The sequence below is a fragment of the Bacillus sp. FSL R7-0685 genome, from assembly GCF_038002425.1.
Classification (GTDB): Bacteria; Bacillota; Bacilli; order Bacillales; family Bacillaceae; genus Bacillus; species Bacillus subtilis.
This window is the reverse complement of the sequence record NZ_JBBOCN010000001.1, coordinates 3,576,605-3,593,637: the sequence shown is the minus strand read 5'-3', so window position 1 is coordinate 3,593,637 and position 17,033 is coordinate 3,576,605. Positions and strand designations below refer to the sequence as shown.

The following is a 17,033-nucleotide window of genomic DNA, read 5'->3' as shown; positions in this document are numbered from 1 at the left end:
AAGGACATAAAAAATGGGATGTGTCGAATGATGTATTAGAGATTGCAAATTGATAACCAGCATCATATAATAATCGTGTTTTCAACTTAATGGAAGCTGAAAGGAAAAAAAAGATGAGTGAAAAGAAATTGAATCAAGAAGAATTTCTGAAAATTTTGATGCATGCACATGAAATTGGTGAGCAGTCATCTGAGATGACGACGAAGGAAATGCTTGAAAATTTGATTTCTCATATTAAAAATGGATATGCAACATAAAAATCCCGCACGCCTTTAGCGGGATTTTTTTATGCGAGGTTACGTGACTGCACGAATAAGAGAAAATGAGACAGCACTGTCAACACAGTAAATATAGCGCTTACATAAAAAAGAGTAACATATCGTTTTGTGAAAAAATGTCGAATTATGTCACGTGAAAAGCTGGAGAAATGCGGTTTCAACGTTGTATAATCGTAGATGGAAAAGGATGTTATAAGAGATTTGGAGGTATCATGGGAGAATCTACAAGCTTAAAAGAGATATTATCAACGTTAACAAAACGCATACTTTTGATTATGATTGTAACCGCGGCTGCCACTGCTGCCGGCGGACTCATTAGTTTCTTCGCACTTACACCCATCTATGAAAATTCAACTCAGATTCTGGTCAACCAATCGAAAAATGAACGAAAAGAAGTCCAATTTAACGATGTCCAAACCAATCTTCAGTTAATCAATACGTACAATGTCATCATTAAGAGCCCTGCCATCTTAGATGAAGTCATTAAAGAAATGGGCCTGTCGATGACATCCCAAGAACTGAATGACAAAATTACCGTATCCAGCGAACAGGACTCCCAAGTGGTCAACATATCAGTCAGGGATGAAAACGCGGAAACAGCGGCTCATATTGCCAATACTATAGCATCTGTTTTTCAAGACAAAATCACATCCATTATGAATGTTGACAATGTCAGCATTCTGTCAAAAGCCGAGGTTTCAGAACATCCGTCCCCTGTATCGCCAAAGCCGCTACTAAACATTGCCATCGCGTTTGCGGCCGGATTGGCGGGAAGCATCGGACTGGCCTTCCTGCTTGAGCATTTGGATAATACGATCAAATCGGAAGAGCAGCTCGAATCCTTGCTGGACATACCTGTTTTAGGGACAGTTTCCACCATTGCGAATGAGCAGAAAACAGCAAAGACCTTACAGGGTTTCCAATCTGAAAAAACGGGGAGTGGACATTTTGGCGCTTAGAAAAAGCAGAGACTCGCGGATGCGGAGAAATGTCATTGCAATGACAGAGCCGAAATCCTTGAACTCTGAACAATATCGGACGATTCGCACGAATATAGAATTTGCTTCAGTGGACCGGCAAATGAAATCAGTCATGATTACATCGGCTTGTCCGGGGGAAGGAAAATCAACAACGGCCGCCAATCTGGCTGTCGTATTCGCCCAGCAGGGAAAAAAAGTGCTCCTGATTGATGCTGATTTGCGAAAACCAACAGTACATACTGCCTTTTTTCTTGAAAATACGGTTGGCTTAACATCTGTTTTATTAAAAAAAAGCTCTATGGAGCAGGCTGTACAAGCATCGAATGAAAAACATCTTGACGTGCTGACGAGCGGCCCGATCCCGCCGAACCCGGCCGAGCTTCTCTCCTCGAAGTGGATGAAGGAGCTTGCATACGAAGCGTGTGCGGCATATGATATGGTCATTTTTGATACGCCGCCTATTCTTGCCGTAGCAGATGCACAGATTTTAGGCAACGTGGCAGACGGTTCTGTTCTGGTTATTTCAAGCGGGAAAACAGAAAAAGAACAAGCCGCAAAAGCGAAAGAGGCGCTTGAAACGTGCAAAAGCAAGCTCCTCGGGGCGATTATGAACGGCAAAAAGCTTTCGAAGCACTCTGAATACGGATATTACGGAAACAAGGACAATTTCATGCAAAATAAATAACGTGCATCGTGCCCGTTATTTATTTTTGCGAAAAAAGGGGGCTAGGACATGATCGATATTCACTGTCACATTCTTCCCGCATTGGATGACGGGGCAGGTGATTCGGCCGACAGCATAGAAATGGCAAGAGCAGCTGTTCGTCAGGGAATCCGGACGATCATTGCGACACCTCATCATAACAACGGTGTGTATAAAAACGAGCCAGCCGCAGTCAGAGAAACAGCAAATCAGTTAAACAAACGTTTAATCAAAGAAGACATTCCTTTACATGTGCTTCCGGGACAGGAAATCAGAATCTACGGCGAGGTGGAACAAGACCTTGCCAAACAGCAGCTGCTTTCGCTGAATGATACAAAATATATCTTGATTGAGTTTCCGTTTGATCACGTTCCCCGATATGCGGAGCAGGTTTTTTATGATTTGCAGCTGAAAGGATATATTCCGGTTATCGCCCATCCTGAACGCAACAGGGAAATTCGCGAAAACCCGTCTTTGCTGTATCATCTTGTGGAAAAAGGAGCAGCATCTCAGATTACTTCAGGAAGTCTTGCGGGGACCTTCGGCAAGCAGCTGAAAGCATTTTCTCTCCGGCTGGTTGAAGCCAATTTGATCCATTTCGTAGCCTCAGATGCCCATAATGTGAAAACTAGAAATTTTCACACTCAAGAGGCTCTTTATGTTCTAGAGAAAGAATTCGGCTCGGAACTTCCTTATATGCTGACGGAAAATGCAGAGCTTCTCCTGCGGAATCAGACCATCTTCAGACAGCCTCCGCAACCGGTCAAAAGAAGAAAATTGTTTGGTCTTTTTTAACAGCCGATTCTCATTTCACCACTTTCTTTTTGAGAGCGATATAATAGTGTATTGTATGATTGAATCACATTTCAGAAATCTGTACAGGCTGTACCCGACAGGCTATGCGGGAGATCATTCGCATTCATGATAGGATGTTCTCATACGATATTACGGAAGCTGCAAAGCAGCAATTTAACTGTTGGAGGGAAACAATGAATATAACAGTCATCGGAACAGGCTATGTCGGTCTTGTGACAGGTGTTTCTCTTTCTGAGATTGGACATCATGTAACCTGCATTGATATTGACGCTCACAAGATTGATGAAATGAGAAAGGGCATTTCCCCCATATTTGAACCAGGTCTTGAAGAGCTGATGAGAAAAAATACAGCTGATGGACGGCTGAACTTTGAAACGAGCTATGAGAAAGGCTTGGCACAGGCAGACATCATTTTTATAGCGGTCGGCACACCGCAGAAAAGCGACGGGCACGCCAATCTGGAGCAAATTACAGATGCGGCCAAACGCATCGCAAAGCATGTCAAACGAGATACAGTCGTGGTAACGAAAAGCACAGTGCCCGTTGGGACAAACGATTTGATTAATGGACTGATCACTGAACATCTAGCGGAGCCTGTCAGTATTTCGGTTGCATCCAATCCGGAATTTTTGCGTGAGGGGTCGGCGATCTATGATACCTTTCATGGTGACAGGATCGTGATCGGGACGGCCGATGAGAAAACAGCAAATACGCTGGAGGAGCTCTTCCGTCCGTTTCAAATCCCGATTTACCAAACGGATATCAGAAGCGCCGAGATGATCAAATATGCCTCAAATGCTTTTCTGGCCACTAAGATCAGTTTTATAAACGAAATTTCGAATATATGTGAAAAGGTCGGCGCCGATATTGAAGCAGTCGCATACGGGATGGGACAGGATAAGCGGATCGGGAGCCAGTTTTTAAAAGCGGGCATAGGCTACGGCGGCTCTTGTTTTCCAAAGGACACAAACGCCCTCGTGCAAATTGCCGGCAATGTCGAGCATGATTTTGAACTGCTGAAATCGGTTATCAAAGTCAACAACAATCAGCAGGCGATGCTGGTTGATAAAGCGCTGAACAGGCTCGGCGGGGTGACGGGAAAAACGATTGCCCTTTTAGGCCTGTCATTTAAACCGAATACGGACGATATGAGAGAAGCGCCGTCAATTGTTATTGCAGACCGTCTCGCTGCGCTCGACGCCCGTATCAGAGCCTACGATCCCATTGCAGTTGGTCATGCAAAGCATGTTCTCCCGCAAGCTGTTGAATATAAAGAGACGATCGAGGAAGCTGTCAAAGGTTCTGACGCCGTCATGATTTTAACCGACTGGGCCGACATTAAACAATTTCCGTTAGCGGCTTATCAGGATTTGATGGAATCGCCGCTCATATTTGACGGCAGAAACTGCTACACATTGGATGAAGCTGCGGCTTCAGGAGTGGAGTATTATTCTGTCGGTCGGAAGGCGGTTGTTCCGTCAGGTGCAATTCAATAGATGAAAAAGAAAGGCTGGTTGCGCACCAGTCTTTTTTTCATCTATTGCGGGGTGCTGAATACATTTGCTAATATTTAACTATAGTTTGGAAAATTATACAGAAGTAGGGCTTCTTTAAACAATCGTTTGAAAAACATTAGAAGAAACGAAGAAAACCAGAAAATAAAACCTTGGAGATGCCGGAAAAGGAGAGAATCTGATGAATCATCTGCCCGAAAAAATGAGACCGTACCGCGACTTGCTGGAGAAATCAGCAAAAGAATACGTGAAACTGAATGTGAGAAAAGGGAAAACAGGACGATATGACAGCAAAATTGCCGGTGATCCCTATTTCCCCAAGCATGAAACATACCCGACTGATGAAAATGGACAGCCGATGAAGCTTCTGGCACAGATTAATTTCTCACACATTCCCCAGCTTGACGGCTACCCTTCTTCAGGTATCCTACAGTTCTACATTTCTGTTCATGATGACGTCTATGGATTGAATTTTGACGATCGATGTGAACAAAAGAATTTCAGAGTGATCTATTTTGAAAATATCATAGAAAACGAAGACGAGCTTGTTTCTGATTTTTCATTTATTGGCACAGGCGAATGTGATTTTCCGATTTTATCAGAAGCGGCAGTCGAGCCTGTGAAATCTTCGGAATGGGTGCTGCCTACAGATTTTCAATTTGAGCAGTATACGGGCATGGAAACAATGGAGTTCTTTGGTCAGTTCGGCGAGGATGAAGAAGACATTTATAATGAACTGGCTGAAAACGGATTTGGCCATAAAATCGGCGGATACGCTTCTTTTACCCAGCATGATCCGCGGGAATACGCATATAAAGAACACACCATCATGCTTTTACAAATTGATTCAGACGATGATATCGATTCAATGTGGGGAGACGTCGGCATCGCCAATTTTTTCATCACACCTGACGATTTAAGGAAGAAAGACTTTTCAAACGTTCTGTATAACTGGGACTGCAGCTAATACAAGCTTTTGATCCAAAGGGTCAGAAGCGGGGAATAATAGAAGCCAAAGACAAAATCAGACGTGATCGACCTGATGAACAATAAGCTCAGCACGGTAAGAGGCAGGCCAACAAAATCTGCCTCTTTCAAGTGCCTTTATAACTATGACATTAGGTATTTCTATTTGATAAAACGCTTTTATTAACTGTATAACGAACAAAAACAAGATCAAATACCTACATTTCAAGAGCGTTATATGCCTAAATTAAGCCATTTACCCTATTTAAGCCGCCTTCTGGCTATTTTAAAATATAATATATGGAAATAAAGTATGGAAAAGTCTATCTTCATCAGCCCCTCCATACGACTTTTTGAGTATTAAGAGGTGATTCAGATGGGTTATGAAAGTATGCTGGCGGATATCAAAAGTTCGCTCAACGGAAAAATTTCCGACGTGGAAGACAAGATCGAAAAGCTGAAAAAAGCAAAAAAGGACATAGACACGCTGCAAGAAGAGGCAATCACTGAAATCAAAGAAATTGTAAAACCGGAATTGGGCAAGCACTGGACGGGAACAAAAGCCGATGATTTCGACAAGGGAAGAGAAGAAGCGAAATCGGAAGCATCTAAGATTGTGAATGATAAATATAACGAGTATATGGCTTCGATTCAGATGGAGATTATTCAGTTGGAATCTATGAAATTTCTCTATGACAAAGAATTAAAGCTAGCGAATTTTGCTGGTCATACTCTTGCTAAGGGTGAAGAATTCTTGGAGGATGCTGTTAATCAAATTAAATCTATTAAATTGTGGTGATCTTTTTTATGTCAGAAATTAAATTGAAATACGATACTGTAATCAAAACATTAGATTCTGTCAAAGATGCGCTTGCTGACGTAACAATCGGCGCCGCGGGGTCCAATGGAAAAAATAAACTCGATTATACGAAAAAATATCATGAGCGTGAGGAGAACATCAAAACCATGCTCGGAGATTACAAAAAAGCGGTACAGAAAAATATCGAGGATACAAAGGATAACGTAGATTCACTCAAAGAGCAGGACGAGGCGATAGCGGTAAAATAGAACAGAAAGGGCAGTGCGATGAGTAAAGTATTTGAATCAAAATCTTTAATCGAAGAAGCGAAGAGCAGAAAAAAGCAATATGAGACGCTTGAAGAGCAGCTGAATACGCTGAAAAAAGCGTTTCAGGGAGTTGCAGATTTAGGCGACAATTTTAAAGGAAAAGGCGCGGACAATATTAAAGATTTTTTTCAGGGGCAGGCGGAAATCGTAGACAGCTGGCTGACGCTTGTCTCTGCTCAAATTGCGTTTTTAAACGGCATTTCAGGAGATATTAAAGATCAAGAACTCAATGATTCATATGTGGAAACTTCATTTTTGGATCATGAGCTGCCCAATGGAGACCTGAAAGCCTCAGAGATAGTCTCCGCTCATAAAGAAGAAATCGATTCTATTTTGTCAGGCATCAGCGATATTATTGATCTCGACATGTACACGCTTGACGAGTATGCAGATAAGATGGGCGATGCCCAAAAAGTCAGACGTGACACGATCACAGCTGTCGATAAGCTTGATGAATCCCTGACCACTGAATATCAAAATTTAGAATCTCTGGACAACGCAGTGCTCACCAAATATTCTGTTCTCATGCAGGCCACCAGCAATGGGAAGAGCGCATCCCCTATGTACTATGACAAAAAAGCCTTCCACAGCAATGAAGTTTACAAAAGCGTGATTGAAGTAGAAAATCAAGGAACAACCTATATCGATGCAAAATCCCAGCAAGCAGAAGCAAGACGTCTCCAGGAAAAAGCCGAGGAAGAAGCAAACAAACCATGGTACGAAAAAACATGGGATGGAGTTTGCAACTTTACTGGAGAAGTCACTGGCTATTATGATTATAAAAGAGCAACTGAAGGCATTGACCCGGTTACCGGAGAAAAACTCTCCACCGCAGAACGTGTGACAGCAGGAGCTATGGCCGCAGCCGGATTTATACCAGTCGTCGGCTGGGCAGGCCGCGCCTTCAAAGGCGGAAAAGCCATCTACAAAACTGGAAAAGCTGCTATCGCGGCTGAACACGCTTTAGATGCCTACAAAACAGGCAAATCCTTAGACATTCTCAAAATGACAGAAATGGGCGCATACGGCCTTGTTGCGTCAAACGGATTCTCAGAAGCCGTCACGGGACGGGATATGTTTGGAAACAAAGTGTCTGAGGAGAAGCGGAAGCAAGGGGCGCTCGAAGCGGCATTGAGCTTGGTTGGAGCCGGTGCATTGGCGAAACATATTGATAAAGGCATCCCGCTTGCAACCCATTCAAAAGTCCAAAAAGCAAACAAAACACTAGAGAAAGTAAAACAATTCAAAGTCCCAACAAACGTCCGCGTGTACGCAGAACGCCCAGTAACTCCGGAGGGCTTCACATTCGGAATCCCGACAGTACGTGTCGATGTGGAAAAGACGGCTGTTAAGGATCTTGGGATTGTGAAGATGGTTAGTAGTGGTAAAGGTATTAAGGGTACGGGTAAGTCATCTAATAAGAATCCATTACCGTCTTGGCTTAAAGAACGGTGGGAAGCAGGAAATAATTTCAATAAGGAAAATCGCCCCCGTTACCCTTATAATGAAGTAGAGCTAGAAGCAAAAGAAGCAGGCGGCAAAAAGTACGTAGTTGATTCATATTCTCCAAATAAGGAGATAGTTTCCAGGAAGTATACTCAACTTAGTGACGTTCAAGAAAAGACAGCATTGAGTTACTTGAACGAGATTACTAAAAAATATTCTTCAGGGTCTAAAATATCAAATGGTCCTTTTAATCCAAAAGCTCTTAAAGGCGGACGACTGAAAGGTGAATTGATATTAGAAGTACCTGTTCAAAATAAAGCTATTCCACAAAAAATTCTTGATGAAGCAACAAAAAATAGGATTATTATTAGGGATATAAATGGGAAGGTGTATAATTGACTATGAAAGTTTATTATTGTGATGAATGGTCGGACATAAAAAAACAGCCTTGGAATATTCTTGATGATTGTACCGCATACTTACATCACCAAAAACATGAACCATATACTGCGGTATTAACCGAAGGCGAAAAACCTAAATATGTTGTAAATGTAACAAATGAATGGGTTTCAGTGGGTTTTTATGATGACTTGACTCGTAAGTATCTGAATTATGATTTTGAAGTTATAAGTGATGGTAAAATCTTCTTAAGAACAGCAATGTATTGGGAATATGATGATGCAACTGATAATGAAGTTAGCAGTTTGATTATAGGCTTTCGCGAAGATGGTCATATAGCAATGGAGAAGACAGATTTCAAGACCGGTTCGGTCGAAGAGCGTGAGACTAGCGACAACCTTAAGAGCAACTGGGATGTTTTCCCTAAATTTGGTGAATATAATCACTTGTGCAGAGAGGAAAGATAATATGAGATGCAGCTAATGTTCTCATAACGTTTTTCCTGAAAGAATATCAGTTTTAATCCTTTTACAAGTAGAAAAAAACTAACCTTCCCTCGATTGGCGCTTGCCTCTCGAGGTTTTTTAAACTTAAAATTTTTACATTGAAACTGATCTATAAGATAATTAGTAAGATGAATATAGATGCAAGGGGCAGCCTTGTAAAATGAAGTTCGTACAGCTAAGTAAATATTATTCATAATCTACATTTTCACCTTTCAGGTCTCCCACTCAAATAGTTGGTTGACAAGTTATCTAAAAACAGACTTTAAGAATAACGGCTCTCTAAAGAGGTTATATAAATGAGAAAACATATTAAATTAGATGTTCCAAAAGCTAATATACATCCCTTAAGAATAACACAAGGTTGGAAAGTAAATTATAATCATTTTGTTGAAATAGATCCAAGAACATTAGAACCGAATGATGATTCCTGGTTTTTGTTCACAGACAGTTTGTTGCAGCTTTATCATGAACAATCCTCAATAACGCTTGATTTAGGCTGGGTTCCTGACATTTCTCCTGAAGGTAATTATCTGGTTTTACTAGTCAAAGATAATGATTGGGAAGATCCTATTAAAGAATTTTCATCAGATGACTATAAAAAAGTGATTTTATATATTGAATATCATTTAAAACAAGTAACAACTACTTGGTGGAATGAAGTTTAATGATTCTTAATTAATGGATGGAATGGTTACTATTTATGGAACATGGAATCAGGTTTATTAACGAATATCCTGAAATTGGTGAGTTGCTTTATCGTCTATTTGTGAATAGGGAATTAGACGAATGGTACAAGAACAAATGCGCAGAGAAAATAAAAGTACCTGATGAATTTAATCAAATAAAAGGTTTGAAAAAAATTGAAGTTAGAGATTTAAACAATCCTTCAGGAGAAATTGATATCCATTTGCAAGATCTTTCTGGGGAAAATGGTTTTCATTTAGAACAGCAAATCAATATGAAAGTATCTAAATTGGTTCCTGTTTATGTATTAGATTATAGTTATTCCCTAAGACACGATTTAATCGATGGCGCTTATGATATTGTAGGCACCGCTGAATCTTTAGAATTCATTCAGGGAACGAACTATATTAATAAAATAATGCAAGAGTAAGGGTTTATTGAACTCAGTTATTTGTATGATTACTACGATACTGTGTATGAGTGGAGTGAATTGCCGCATATACAGCCTTTCAACAGGAGATTAACATTAGGAGATGCCTTGTTTACTGATGTATTAGAATTGCTGTAGCTAAAACTTGTCGTGTTGTCATCGGCAAGTTTTTTTATAGAGAGTATAACAATATGGAGTGCAAGGAGAAGCGGGATGGAAAGAGACCATATTTCTCTATTGCGGCCATTAAAAATCTGCAATGGCTGGTCTGTAGTACTGAACAATTTATGTTCAGAAAAAAGAATTCAAGAAAAATGTGAATTACTAATACTGCAAAATGAAGAACGTAAGGCCTTTATTAAGGTAAGTTATGAAAATAATCAATACCATATCAAAGTAGCTGGCTTAAAAACAGATAAGATTTATGAAGATGAGTCTTTTAATGAGATAGAACAATTATTAGAAGAGTTAGAATATCAAATCTGGAGTGTGGGAAGCGGGGTTTTAGAGGGTTTGCAGCCACTAAGCCCAGGGTGGTAACCAAAAGGTGATCCAGCCGGAAGCTATCGGATTGAACTGATAAAAAACGAAGATTGGGAAAATCCTTTAGAGGATATTATGTGTACTGAACTTAAAGAATTAATTAAACAATTGGATTATATTTTTATGAAAGAAATGAAAAATGAATAGTAATAAAAAAGCAGATTATACTATCTGCTTTTTTCAATGATATAATTTGGTGTCATTGCTAGATTCGACATGCAGGACAATTGAGCGCGAAGAGAGGGAAACAAGTAAAATGGAAATACATCAAATTCACGATTTTCATCTAAAAGATGAATCGGATTTTGTTCAAACACAACAATCCCTTAAAAATCGAATCAACCTATCCCCCACGACCCATCCCAACTCCATCAACACCTGCGCAGGCGTCGACCTGGCCTATTGGGAGCAGGATGGAGAACCGTACGGAGTGTGCAGTATTATCGTGATTGACGCTGATACAAAAGAAGTCATTGAAAAAGTGCACAGCATGGGGAGAATCAGTGTGCCTTATGTTTCCGGTTTTCTTACGTTTCGTGAGCTGCCTTTGATCATCGAGGCGGCGAAAAAGCTGGAGACGGAGCCGGATGTCTTCTTGTTTGATGGCAACGGATATTTGCATTACAACCATATGGGCGTTGCCACCCATGCGGCTTTTTTTCTTAATAAGCCGACGATTGGGATTGCGAAAACCTATCTCAAAATCAAAGGCTGCGATTTCGTGACGCCTGAAAATGAAGTAGGCGCATATACCGATATTATCATTGACGGCGAGGTATATGGACGGGCGCTGCGAACGCGGCGGGACGTGAAGCCTATTTTCTTGTCTTGCGGTAATTATATTGATTTAGACAGCAGCTATCAGATCACGATGAGCTTGATCAATCAAGAAAGCAGGCTGCCGATCCCTGTCCGCCTGGCTGACCTTGAGACGCATGTTTTGCGAACGTTTTATCAGAAAAATCACATGTAACACTTGGGGCTCTAAGTCATCAAGTGTTTTTTTGTATGTGTGTGCTTTCCTGGTCTCAAAAACCTTGTCGTCCTTGTGGAGAGGTTTTATTTGAATGTTTTCCGTGTCAAATCGATAAAAGCCTTTAATGGCGCAGACATCCATTTGTCCTTATGCCATGCTAATTGAGTGAAAACGGGGCAATCGCTCTGCCAATTGAGTTCTTTCATCCGGCCTGCTGCAATATCATCTTTTACTGTCATTTCAGGCAAGATTCCAATCCCAAGTCCGGCCATCACGCATTGTTTGATGGCTTCTATGCTGACGAATTCCAATTTGTTAGGATAGACACCGGAGTCATGCAAATTGTTCTCAAAGAGCGTGCGGTACGAGCAGCCGTCCTCTGTCAGCAGAAGAGTTTCGTTTTGAAGATCCTTCAATGTTACTGGTAAATCCGCAGGAAAAGGATGGTCATTAGCAGCCACCATTTTGATCTCATCCTGAATCAAAGATTCAACGTGCAGTGCGTCTTCCATCCGGTTTACATCCAAGATGAAGGTGATATCAAGCTGGCCCTGTAAGAGCTGTTCTTTCGCTTGTTCATTGGAGATATATGGTTTGAATATGAGCTTTACTTGGGGAAAAGCCTGTTTAAATTCTTTTATGATAGGCGGCAGGCGGTATGTGCACTGGCTTTCCGTCGCCCCGATTTTTAAGGTTCCGGTTGTTTCTCTTACTTGATTTGTGGCCATTTTCGCTTCTTCTGTTAACGCAATGATCTTCTGTGCATAAGATTTGAACGTTTTTCCTGCTTCTGTCAAGATAAGCCGCTTGCCGAGCCGTTCAAATAAAGGCGTCCCAATTTCTTCTTCAAGTGATTTGATCTGAGAGGTAACGCTTGATTGTGCATAATTAAGCATTTTGGCGGTTAGGGTGAAGTTTACATGTTCTGCCGCCGTAATAAAGGTGATCAGCTGCTTCAATTCCACTTGTTCTCTTCCTTTCTAAATCGGTTTTAGCGATTGGATTAATCGAAATAATCATCTGTATTGATTGATGAATCCATTATAAGATGAAGAAAATCATTCGTAAACAAAGGAGCAGATGCATCATGAAAATTGCGGTTATTAAAGGCGGAACTCGGTCTGGCGGAAATACGGATGTTCTTGCGGAGAAGGCTGTTCAAGGATTCGATGCGGAGCACATTTATTTGCAGAAATATCGAATTCAGCCAATTGAAGATCTGCGTCACGCCCAAGGCGGCTTTCGTCCTGTTCAAGATGACTACGATTCTATCATTGAACGGATATTGCAGTGCCATATTCTTGTATTCGCCACCCCAATTTATTGGTTTGGCATGTCAGGGACATTAAAGCTGTTTATTGATCGCTGGTCACAGACGTTGAGAGATCCGAGATTTCCTGATTTTAAACAGCAAATGTCAGCGAAACAGGCATATGTAATAGCAGTGGGCGGAGACAATCCAAAAATAAAAGGGCTGCCGCTGATTCAGCAATTCGAACATATTTTTCATTTTATGGGAATGCCCTTTAAAGGTTATGTGCTGGGAGAAGGCAATCGTCCAGGCGATATTCTTCGTGATCATCAGGCGCTGTCCGCTGCGAGCCGCTTACTGAAAAGAAGCGATGCGATATGAAGTTTTTGCTGTCGGTCATTGCTGGCTTGCTGATTCTTGCATTCTTTTTATTTTGGAAGGTCCAGCCTCCTGTTTGGATACATGTTGAAACCAATTCGCCCGAGTTGAAGCAATATGTGAGAATGGCAGGAACCACGCTGCAAGTCAAGCACATCATCAAGAGTGACGCAGGAGAAGAAACAGCTGTCATATCAAACGGCATTTCTGGGCCAAAATAAAAAAGCACCTGTCCAGGTGCTTTTTTCTATAAATAAGGGATCACAAGGCCCCCATATAAAAACGCCGCAATAATCAAAAATGCCGGATGCATTTTGAATTTTGTCATGGCAAGGAGCGAAATTCCCGTAATCACGATCGATTGGACCCAGCCGATCGCTTTGATGCCGTCTGCGCCGATTTGCCAGGTAAGAATGAGCATCATGACCGCGATGACAGGCTGGACGGACAGCGTCATGCCTTTGATGACAGGTGATTGGCGGAAGCGCTGGATGATGCGCAGCAGGACGATCAATGCGAGCGCCGACGGTACGACGGTTGCGATCAGGGCAATTAGGAAGCCGGGCCACCCGCCTGCGCTGTAGCCGACATACGCAGCGATTTTCGTGGCGATCGGGCCCGGCAATGCGTTCGCAAGTGCGAGCATATTTGAGAATTGATCGTTTGAGAGCCAGCTGTATCTGTTTACGACTTCTTCAAACATTAGCGGGATAGACGCAGGTCCGCCGCCATATCCCAGTAGGTTTGCGATAAAAAACGCCATAAATAAATAGATCGATATCATGAGGCTGACATTCCTTTATCTTTTGAATGTTTATTTGTGATTTTGTCTTTCAGTTTAAAATGAAACGCCCCGTAAGCTAAGAAAATGATAATGACCAGGCCGGGATTAATCTGTAAAGTTTGCAGGCCGATAAAAGCGATGATAAAAAACAGGATGCCGGTAACCCAGCCGAAACCTTTAAGCGCTTTTTGGCCAAACTCGTACGCCATGATTCCGAGCATGACCGCAATTACCGGCGTGACGGCACCAATCATACCTGCAACAATTGCTGAATGGCTTAACACATTTACAGCCGCAAACAAGCCCACCATCGCAAGACATGTAGGCAGAATGTGGGCGAGGATCGCCACAATTGCACCTAATGTGCCTTTTAGCTTAAAGCCCAGATAAGCAGCCATTTTGGTGGCAATCGGTCCGGGAAGCGCATTAGCGATTGCTAATATTTCTCCGAATTCATCATCGTCAATCCATTTATATTTATTGACCGCTTCATGGCGGATCAGCGGAATCACGGAAGGTCCGCCGCCGAACCCTAATATGCCGGTGCGAACCATTGCGGCCGTCATATCCCGATAAGGATGGTTTTTCATTTGTTTCTCTCCTTTACAGCTTCATTCCCATACGGCTTTTGTATCGTTTGATCAGCATCTGGCAATCAACACTGACGACGCCTCGCAATGGATACAGCCGTTTTGTTAAGAATTCTTCCATTTCTTGATCGTTGGTAAAGATCCCATGCATATGCAGCTTGCTCGGGCCTGTCATGTGATAAAGGCTGGTGACCGCAGGCTCTTCCTCAAGCTTAAGAGCGACCTCTTCTAAAAATTGCGGTTCTACCTCGACATTGAAAAACACGGAAACATGGATGCCGATTTTAGCGGGATTGATGACAGCGGTGAATTTTTCAATAACACCGGCTTCAATTAATTGGTTGATACGGGCCTGAACGGCGACCCGTGACAAATCGACTCTTTTGCCAAGATCCGTATAAGAAATTCTGCCTTCTTCATGCAAAATCGTGAGAATTTGTTTATCAGTCTCATCAAGTACAAGGTTGGGGATTTGATATTCATGACTCAATTGCTTCACCTGCTTTCGTAGCCTTTTAGCAATCATTTTATCATAAAAGTTACGTATAGAAATAATAATTTTTCATTTGTTTTCGAAATGAATGCGAAAATATCTTATTATTTGCGAAAAGAAGAAAGTTCGTCAGTTTTTCTGCCGGATCAGTAGATGTGAAAAATCAGGCTCCCTATACTGAAGAAAATTTCTTAAAAAAGGGGACTTGTGATGAACAAATCTGTCATCGGTACAAAGCAAATGGTCGTCAGTCCGCATTATCTCGCTTCTCAAGCCGGAAACCGCATACTGGATAAGGGAGGCAACGCGTTTGACGCCGCTGTTGCGGTGAGTGCTTGTCTTGCGGTTGTGTACCCGCATATGACCGGACTTGGCGGGGATTCCTTTTGGCTGACCTTTCACCAGGAAACAAAGGCAGTAAAAGTCTACAATGGCAGCGGCCGTTCAGGAAAAAACGTAACGAGAGATGTATATAAGGGAAAAAGCGCGATTCCGCTGCGGGGAATTGACAGTGCTATTACCGTGCCGGGAATGGTTGATAGCTGGGATGCGGTCCTGAAGGAGTACGGGCGTCTGTCTCTTGCAGATGTATTGGAGCCCGCACGCGATTATGCCCAAAATGGGTTTCCTGTATCAGCTGATCAGTGTCGTCACACAGAAAAGAATATTGAACTGCTGGCTTCCACGCCTTACACGGCTGACATCTTCACGAGAAGGGGCAAAGCACCTGTCCCGGGAGAGCGGTTTGTGCAAAAAGAGCTTGCAGACAGTCTGAACTTGATTGCTGAAAAAGGAAGAAGCGCATTTTATGAAGGAGATCTCGCTCAGCGGATTGTCTCACATTTACAGAATAACGGCAGTTACATGACAATCGATGATTTTAAAGCGCATCGGGGTGAGTGGGCAGCGCCTGTATCAAGTGATTATCGAGGATACAGTGTGTATCAGGCGCCGCCGAATTCTCAGGGATTTACCGGTTTATTAACACTGAACATTTTGGAAAACTATGATTTCACCCAAATCGAACACGGTTCATTTGAGTATTATCACGTGCTTGTGGAGGCATTGAAAAAGAGTTTTCTAGATCGGGATGCCGTCCTGACTGATCCGGCGTTTGCAGACATTCCGCTTGAAAGGCTTTTGGACAAACGTTATGCAAAACAATTGGCAGAAGAAATCGGCTATCTCGCAATACCGGCAGAAAGCAGGCCGGTGGGAAGTGATACGGCATATGCGGCCGTAATCGATGCGGATGGCAACGCAGTGTCATTCATTCAAAGCCTGTACTTTGAATTTGGCTCGGCAGTCACTGCCGGTGATACAGGCATATTACTGCAAAACCGCGGATCGTTTTTCTCACTGGATGAAAATCATGTCAACACGCTTGAACCGAGAAAGCGCACCTTCCATACGTTGATGCCGGCTATGGTCTGTAAAGGCGGAAAGCCAAAAATTCTGTACGGCACACAAGGCGGCGAAGGCCAGCCGCAGACCCAGACGGCCATCATTACCCGAATGCTGGACTACGGAATGCATCCACAGCAGGCAATCAGCGAACCGCGCTGGGTATGGGGCAGAACGTGGGGAGAGGAATACGAAGGTCTCAGAGTCGAGGGCAGATTCACAGACAAAACAATCCAAAAACTGAAAGACAGCGGGCATCTCGTGGAGGTTGTCGGTGACTATGATCCGCTGATGGGACAAGCGGCTGCAATCAAAGTTGATGAAGAAGGCTTTCTCCAAGGCGGAGCCGATCCTCGGGGAGACGGAGCGGCTGTGGGGATTTAAATAACTATAGGGTACAAACATAAATCAAAAGCATAAACATAAGGGAGACCTCTACAATGTGGTACATATACTGTTTATCTTCAGGTCTATAATGCCACTCCATAAAAATACGTATTGAGTCAATCACAATAAAAAATAAAAGAAGCAAATATTCAACTGGAAAAAAGGAGAGTGAAAACACAAACAAAATAAGTAAAGTGATTTCGATCCATTTGTGTGTATTGCTGACATGCTTATATCGCCAGCCGGATTTATCAATACCGTATTTTTTCTTTATAAAAAATTGAGAGGCGAGACTGATGGTAATAGCGATCAGCATTAAAATCCAAAAGTTTGTCATTCCAATTCCTCCTAATCTACCTTTATACGAAGAAAAAGG

At 42.3% G+C, this 17,033-nt stretch carries 20 protein-coding genes and 3 pseudogenes; 18 read left to right on the top strand and 5 right to left on the bottom strand.

From position 1 onward, the window contains the following. The first annotated feature begins 113 nt into the window (after nt 1–113). The 15 genes and pseudogenes from MKY50_RS18685 to MKY50_RS18615 all read left to right on the top strand — a co-directional run bounded on the left by MKY50_RS18685 (nt 114) and on the right by MKY50_RS18615 (nt 11,366). Nucleotides 114–257 (top strand): hypothetical protein, encoded by a 144-nt coding sequence (locus MKY50_RS18685; RefSeq protein ID WP_003242876.1) that lies wholly within the window; start codon nt 114–116, stop codon nt 255–257. Nucleotides 258–490: 233 nt separating this feature from the next. Continuing rightward, nucleotides 491–1,237 carry a protein-tyrosine kinase activator TkmA gene (tkmA, locus tag MKY50_RS18680; RefSeq protein ID WP_003227811.1) on the top strand — a complete coding sequence of 249 codons (747 nt, stop codon included), beginning with the start codon at nt 491–493 and terminating at the stop codon, nt 1,235–1,237. Next, nucleotides 1,227–1,943, top strand: a complete 717-nt coding sequence (gene ptkA / locus MKY50_RS18675) for a tyrosine-protein kinase PtkA (RefSeq protein WP_015714839.1) — start codon at nt 1,227–1,229, stop codon at nt 1,941–1,943. Before tkmA ends, ptkA begins: the two co-directional genes overlap by 11 nt. 48 nt (nt 1,944–1,991) lie before the next feature. Next, complete coding sequence (locus MKY50_RS18670; RefSeq protein ID WP_160221868.1) at nt 1,992–2,756, top strand: tyrosine-protein phosphatase; 765 nt, start codon at nt 1,992–1,994, stop codon at nt 2,754–2,756. 194 nt (nt 2,757–2,950) lie between these two features. After that, complete coding sequence (gene uglF / locus MKY50_RS18665; protein WP_041334780.1) at nt 2,951–4,273, top strand: UDP-glucose 6-dehydrogenase UglF; 1,323 nt, start codon at nt 2,951–2,953, stop codon at nt 4,271–4,273. A gap of 199 nt (nt 4,274–4,472) precedes the next feature. Next, nucleotides 4,473–5,258: a YwqG family protein gene (locus tag MKY50_RS18660; protein ID WP_015714838.1), complete on the top strand. Its 786-nt coding sequence runs from the start codon at nt 4,473–4,475 to the stop codon at nt 5,256–5,258. Between the two features lie 75 nt (nt 5,259–5,333). Beyond that, nucleotides 5,334–5,414: pseudogene (locus tag MKY50_RS18655) on the top strand (hypothetical protein); the annotation flags it as partial. 219 nt (nt 5,415–5,633) lie between these two features. Then, nucleotides 5,634–6,056, top strand: a complete 423-nt coding sequence (locus tag MKY50_RS18650; RefSeq protein WP_017696586.1) for a YwqH-like family protein — start codon at nt 5,634–5,636, stop codon at nt 6,054–6,056. Between the two features lie 8 nt (nt 6,057–6,064). Further along, nucleotides 6,065–6,325, top strand: coding sequence for a YwqI/YxiC family protein (locus MKY50_RS18645; RefSeq protein ID WP_014478191.1), 261 nt, complete (start codon nt 6,065–6,067; stop codon nt 6,323–6,325). 18 nt (nt 6,326–6,343) lie between these two features. After that, nucleotides 6,344–8,230 carry a ribonuclease YeeF family protein gene (locus tag MKY50_RS18640; RefSeq protein WP_341117099.1) on the top strand — a complete coding sequence of 629 codons (1,887 nt, stop codon included), beginning with the start codon at nt 6,344–6,346 and terminating at the stop codon, nt 8,228–8,230. 2 nt (nt 8,231–8,232) lie between these two features. Then, entirely contained in the window at nt 8,233–8,697 is a 465-nt protein-coding gene (locus MKY50_RS18635; protein ID WP_341117342.1) for a hypothetical protein, read from the top strand. 335 nt (nt 8,698–9,032) lie between these two features. Continuing rightward, the gene (locus MKY50_RS18630; protein WP_341117098.1) at nt 9,033–9,401 is read left to right on the top strand and encodes a hypothetical protein; all 369 of its coding nucleotides are present in this window, start codon (nt 9,033–9,035) and stop codon (nt 9,399–9,401) included. 35 nt (nt 9,402–9,436) lie between these two features. Then, nucleotides 9,437–9,988, top strand: a pseudogene (locus tag MKY50_RS18625) (hypothetical protein). Between the two features lie 75 nt (nt 9,989–10,063). Then, nucleotides 10,064–10,540, top strand: a pseudogene (locus MKY50_RS18620) (hypothetical protein). A 109-nt stretch (nt 10,541–10,649) separates the two neighbouring features. Continuing rightward, nucleotides 10,650–11,366, top strand: coding sequence for an endonuclease V (locus MKY50_RS18615; protein WP_341117097.1), 717 nt, complete (start codon nt 10,650–10,652; stop codon nt 11,364–11,366). A gap of 86 nt (nt 11,367–11,452) precedes the next feature. On the opposite strand, the gene MKY50_RS18610 is transcribed toward MKY50_RS18615, so the two are convergent. Further along, nucleotides 11,453–12,334 carry a LysR family transcriptional regulator gene (locus tag MKY50_RS18610; protein WP_003227833.1) on the bottom strand — a complete coding sequence of 294 codons (882 nt, stop codon included), beginning with the start codon at nt 12,332–12,334 and terminating at the stop codon, nt 11,453–11,455. Nucleotides 12,335–12,456: 122 nt separating this feature from the next. On the opposite strand from MKY50_RS18610, the gene MKY50_RS18605 reads away from it, so the two are divergent. Next, on the top strand, nt 12,457–13,002 hold the full coding sequence (locus MKY50_RS18605; RefSeq protein ID WP_019712697.1) for a flavodoxin family protein: 546 nt from the start codon (nt 12,457–12,459) through the stop codon (nt 13,000–13,002). Further along, entirely contained in the window at nt 12,999–13,220 is a 222-nt protein-coding gene (locus MKY50_RS18600) for a hypothetical protein (RefSeq protein ID WP_003227837.1), read from the top strand. Before MKY50_RS18605 ends, MKY50_RS18600 begins: the two co-directional genes overlap by 4 nt. A 26-nt stretch (nt 13,221–13,246) precedes the next feature. On the opposite strand, the gene chrA is transcribed toward MKY50_RS18600, so the two are convergent. Genes chrA through chrS form a run of 3 tightly spaced genes read right to left on the bottom strand, consistent with a single transcriptional unit; the run spans nt 13,247 to nt 14,863 of the window. Further along, nucleotides 13,247–13,783, bottom strand: a complete 537-nt coding sequence (gene chrA, locus MKY50_RS18595; protein WP_003227840.1) for a chromate resistance efflux protein ChrA — start codon at nt 13,781–13,783, stop codon at nt 13,247–13,249. After that, nucleotides 13,780–14,373 carry a chromate efflux transporter subunit ChrB gene (gene chrB, locus MKY50_RS18590; RefSeq protein ID WP_003227843.1) on the bottom strand — a complete coding sequence of 198 codons (594 nt, stop codon included), beginning with the start codon at nt 14,371–14,373 and terminating at the stop codon, nt 13,780–13,782. The genes chrA and chrB overlap by 4 nt, the downstream gene beginning before the upstream one ends. Before the next feature lie 13 nt (nt 14,374–14,386). Next, nucleotides 14,387–14,863, bottom strand: a complete 477-nt coding sequence (gene chrS, locus MKY50_RS18585; RefSeq protein ID WP_003242900.1) for a chromate efflux transcriptional regulator ChrS — start codon at nt 14,861–14,863, stop codon at nt 14,387–14,389. A 213-nt stretch (nt 14,864–15,076) separates the two neighbouring features. Between chrS and ggt the strand changes: the two genes are divergently transcribed. Beyond that, nucleotides 15,077–16,654, top strand: coding sequence for a gamma-glutamyltransferase (gene ggt, locus MKY50_RS18580; protein ID WP_003227847.1), 1,578 nt, complete (start codon nt 15,077–15,079; stop codon nt 16,652–16,654). Between the two features lie 4 nt (nt 16,655–16,658). On the opposite strand, the gene MKY50_RS18575 is transcribed toward ggt, so the two are convergent. Continuing rightward, nucleotides 16,659–16,994 carry a DUF4181 domain-containing protein gene (locus MKY50_RS18575; RefSeq protein WP_003227850.1) on the bottom strand — a complete coding sequence of 112 codons (336 nt, stop codon included), beginning with the start codon at nt 16,992–16,994 and terminating at the stop codon, nt 16,659–16,661. Between the last annotated feature and the right edge of the window lie 39 nt (nt 16,995–17,033).

Coding starts and splice junctions, on each gene's coding strand:
- MKY50_RS18685 (WP_003242876.1), top strand. CDS start 114: ATGAGTGAAAAGAAATTGAATCAAGAAGAATTTCTGAAAATTTTGATG.
- tkmA (WP_003227811.1), top strand. CDS start 491: ATGGGAGAATCTACAAGCTTAAAAGAGATATTATCAACGTTAACAAAA.
- MKY50_RS18670 (WP_160221868.1), top strand. CDS start 1,992: ATGATCGATATTCACTGTCACATTCTTCCCGCATTGGATGACGGGGCA.
- uglF (WP_041334780.1), top strand. CDS start 2,951: ATGAATATAACAGTCATCGGAACAGGCTATGTCGGTCTTGTGACAGGT.
- MKY50_RS18660 (WP_015714838.1), top strand. CDS start 4,473: ATGAATCATCTGCCCGAAAAAATGAGACCGTACCGCGACTTGCTGGAG.
- MKY50_RS18650 (WP_017696586.1), top strand. CDS start 5,634: ATGGGTTATGAAAGTATGCTGGCGGATATCAAAAGTTCGCTCAACGGA.
- MKY50_RS18645 (WP_014478191.1), top strand. CDS start 6,065: ATGTCAGAAATTAAATTGAAATACGATACTGTAATCAAAACATTAGAT.
- MKY50_RS18640 (WP_341117099.1), top strand. CDS start 6,344: ATGAGTAAAGTATTTGAATCAAAATCTTTAATCGAAGAAGCGAAGAGC.
- MKY50_RS18635 (WP_341117342.1), top strand. CDS start 8,233: ATGAAAGTTTATTATTGTGATGAATGGTCGGACATAAAAAAACAGCCT.
- MKY50_RS18630 (WP_341117098.1), top strand. CDS start 9,033: ATGAGAAAACATATTAAATTAGATGTTCCAAAAGCTAATATACATCCC.
- MKY50_RS18615 (WP_341117097.1), top strand. CDS start 10,650: ATGGAAATACATCAAATTCACGATTTTCATCTAAAAGATGAATCGGAT.
- MKY50_RS18605 (WP_019712697.1), top strand. CDS start 12,457: ATGAAAATTGCGGTTATTAAAGGCGGAACTCGGTCTGGCGGAAATACG.
- MKY50_RS18600 (WP_003227837.1), top strand. CDS start 12,999: ATGAAGTTTTTGCTGTCGGTCATTGCTGGCTTGCTGATTCTTGCATTC.
- chrA (WP_003227840.1), bottom strand. CDS start 13,783: ATGATATCGATCTATTTATTTATGGCGTTTTTTATCGCAAACCTACTG.
- chrB (WP_003227843.1), bottom strand. CDS start 14,373: ATGAAAAACCATCCTTATCGGGATATGACGGCCGCAATGGTTCGCACC.
- ggt (WP_003227847.1), top strand. CDS start 15,077: ATGAACAAATCTGTCATCGGTACAAAGCAAATGGTCGTCAGTCCGCAT.
- MKY50_RS18575 (WP_003227850.1), bottom strand. CDS start 16,994: ATGACAAACTTTTGGATTTTAATGCTGATCGCTATTACCATCAGTCTC.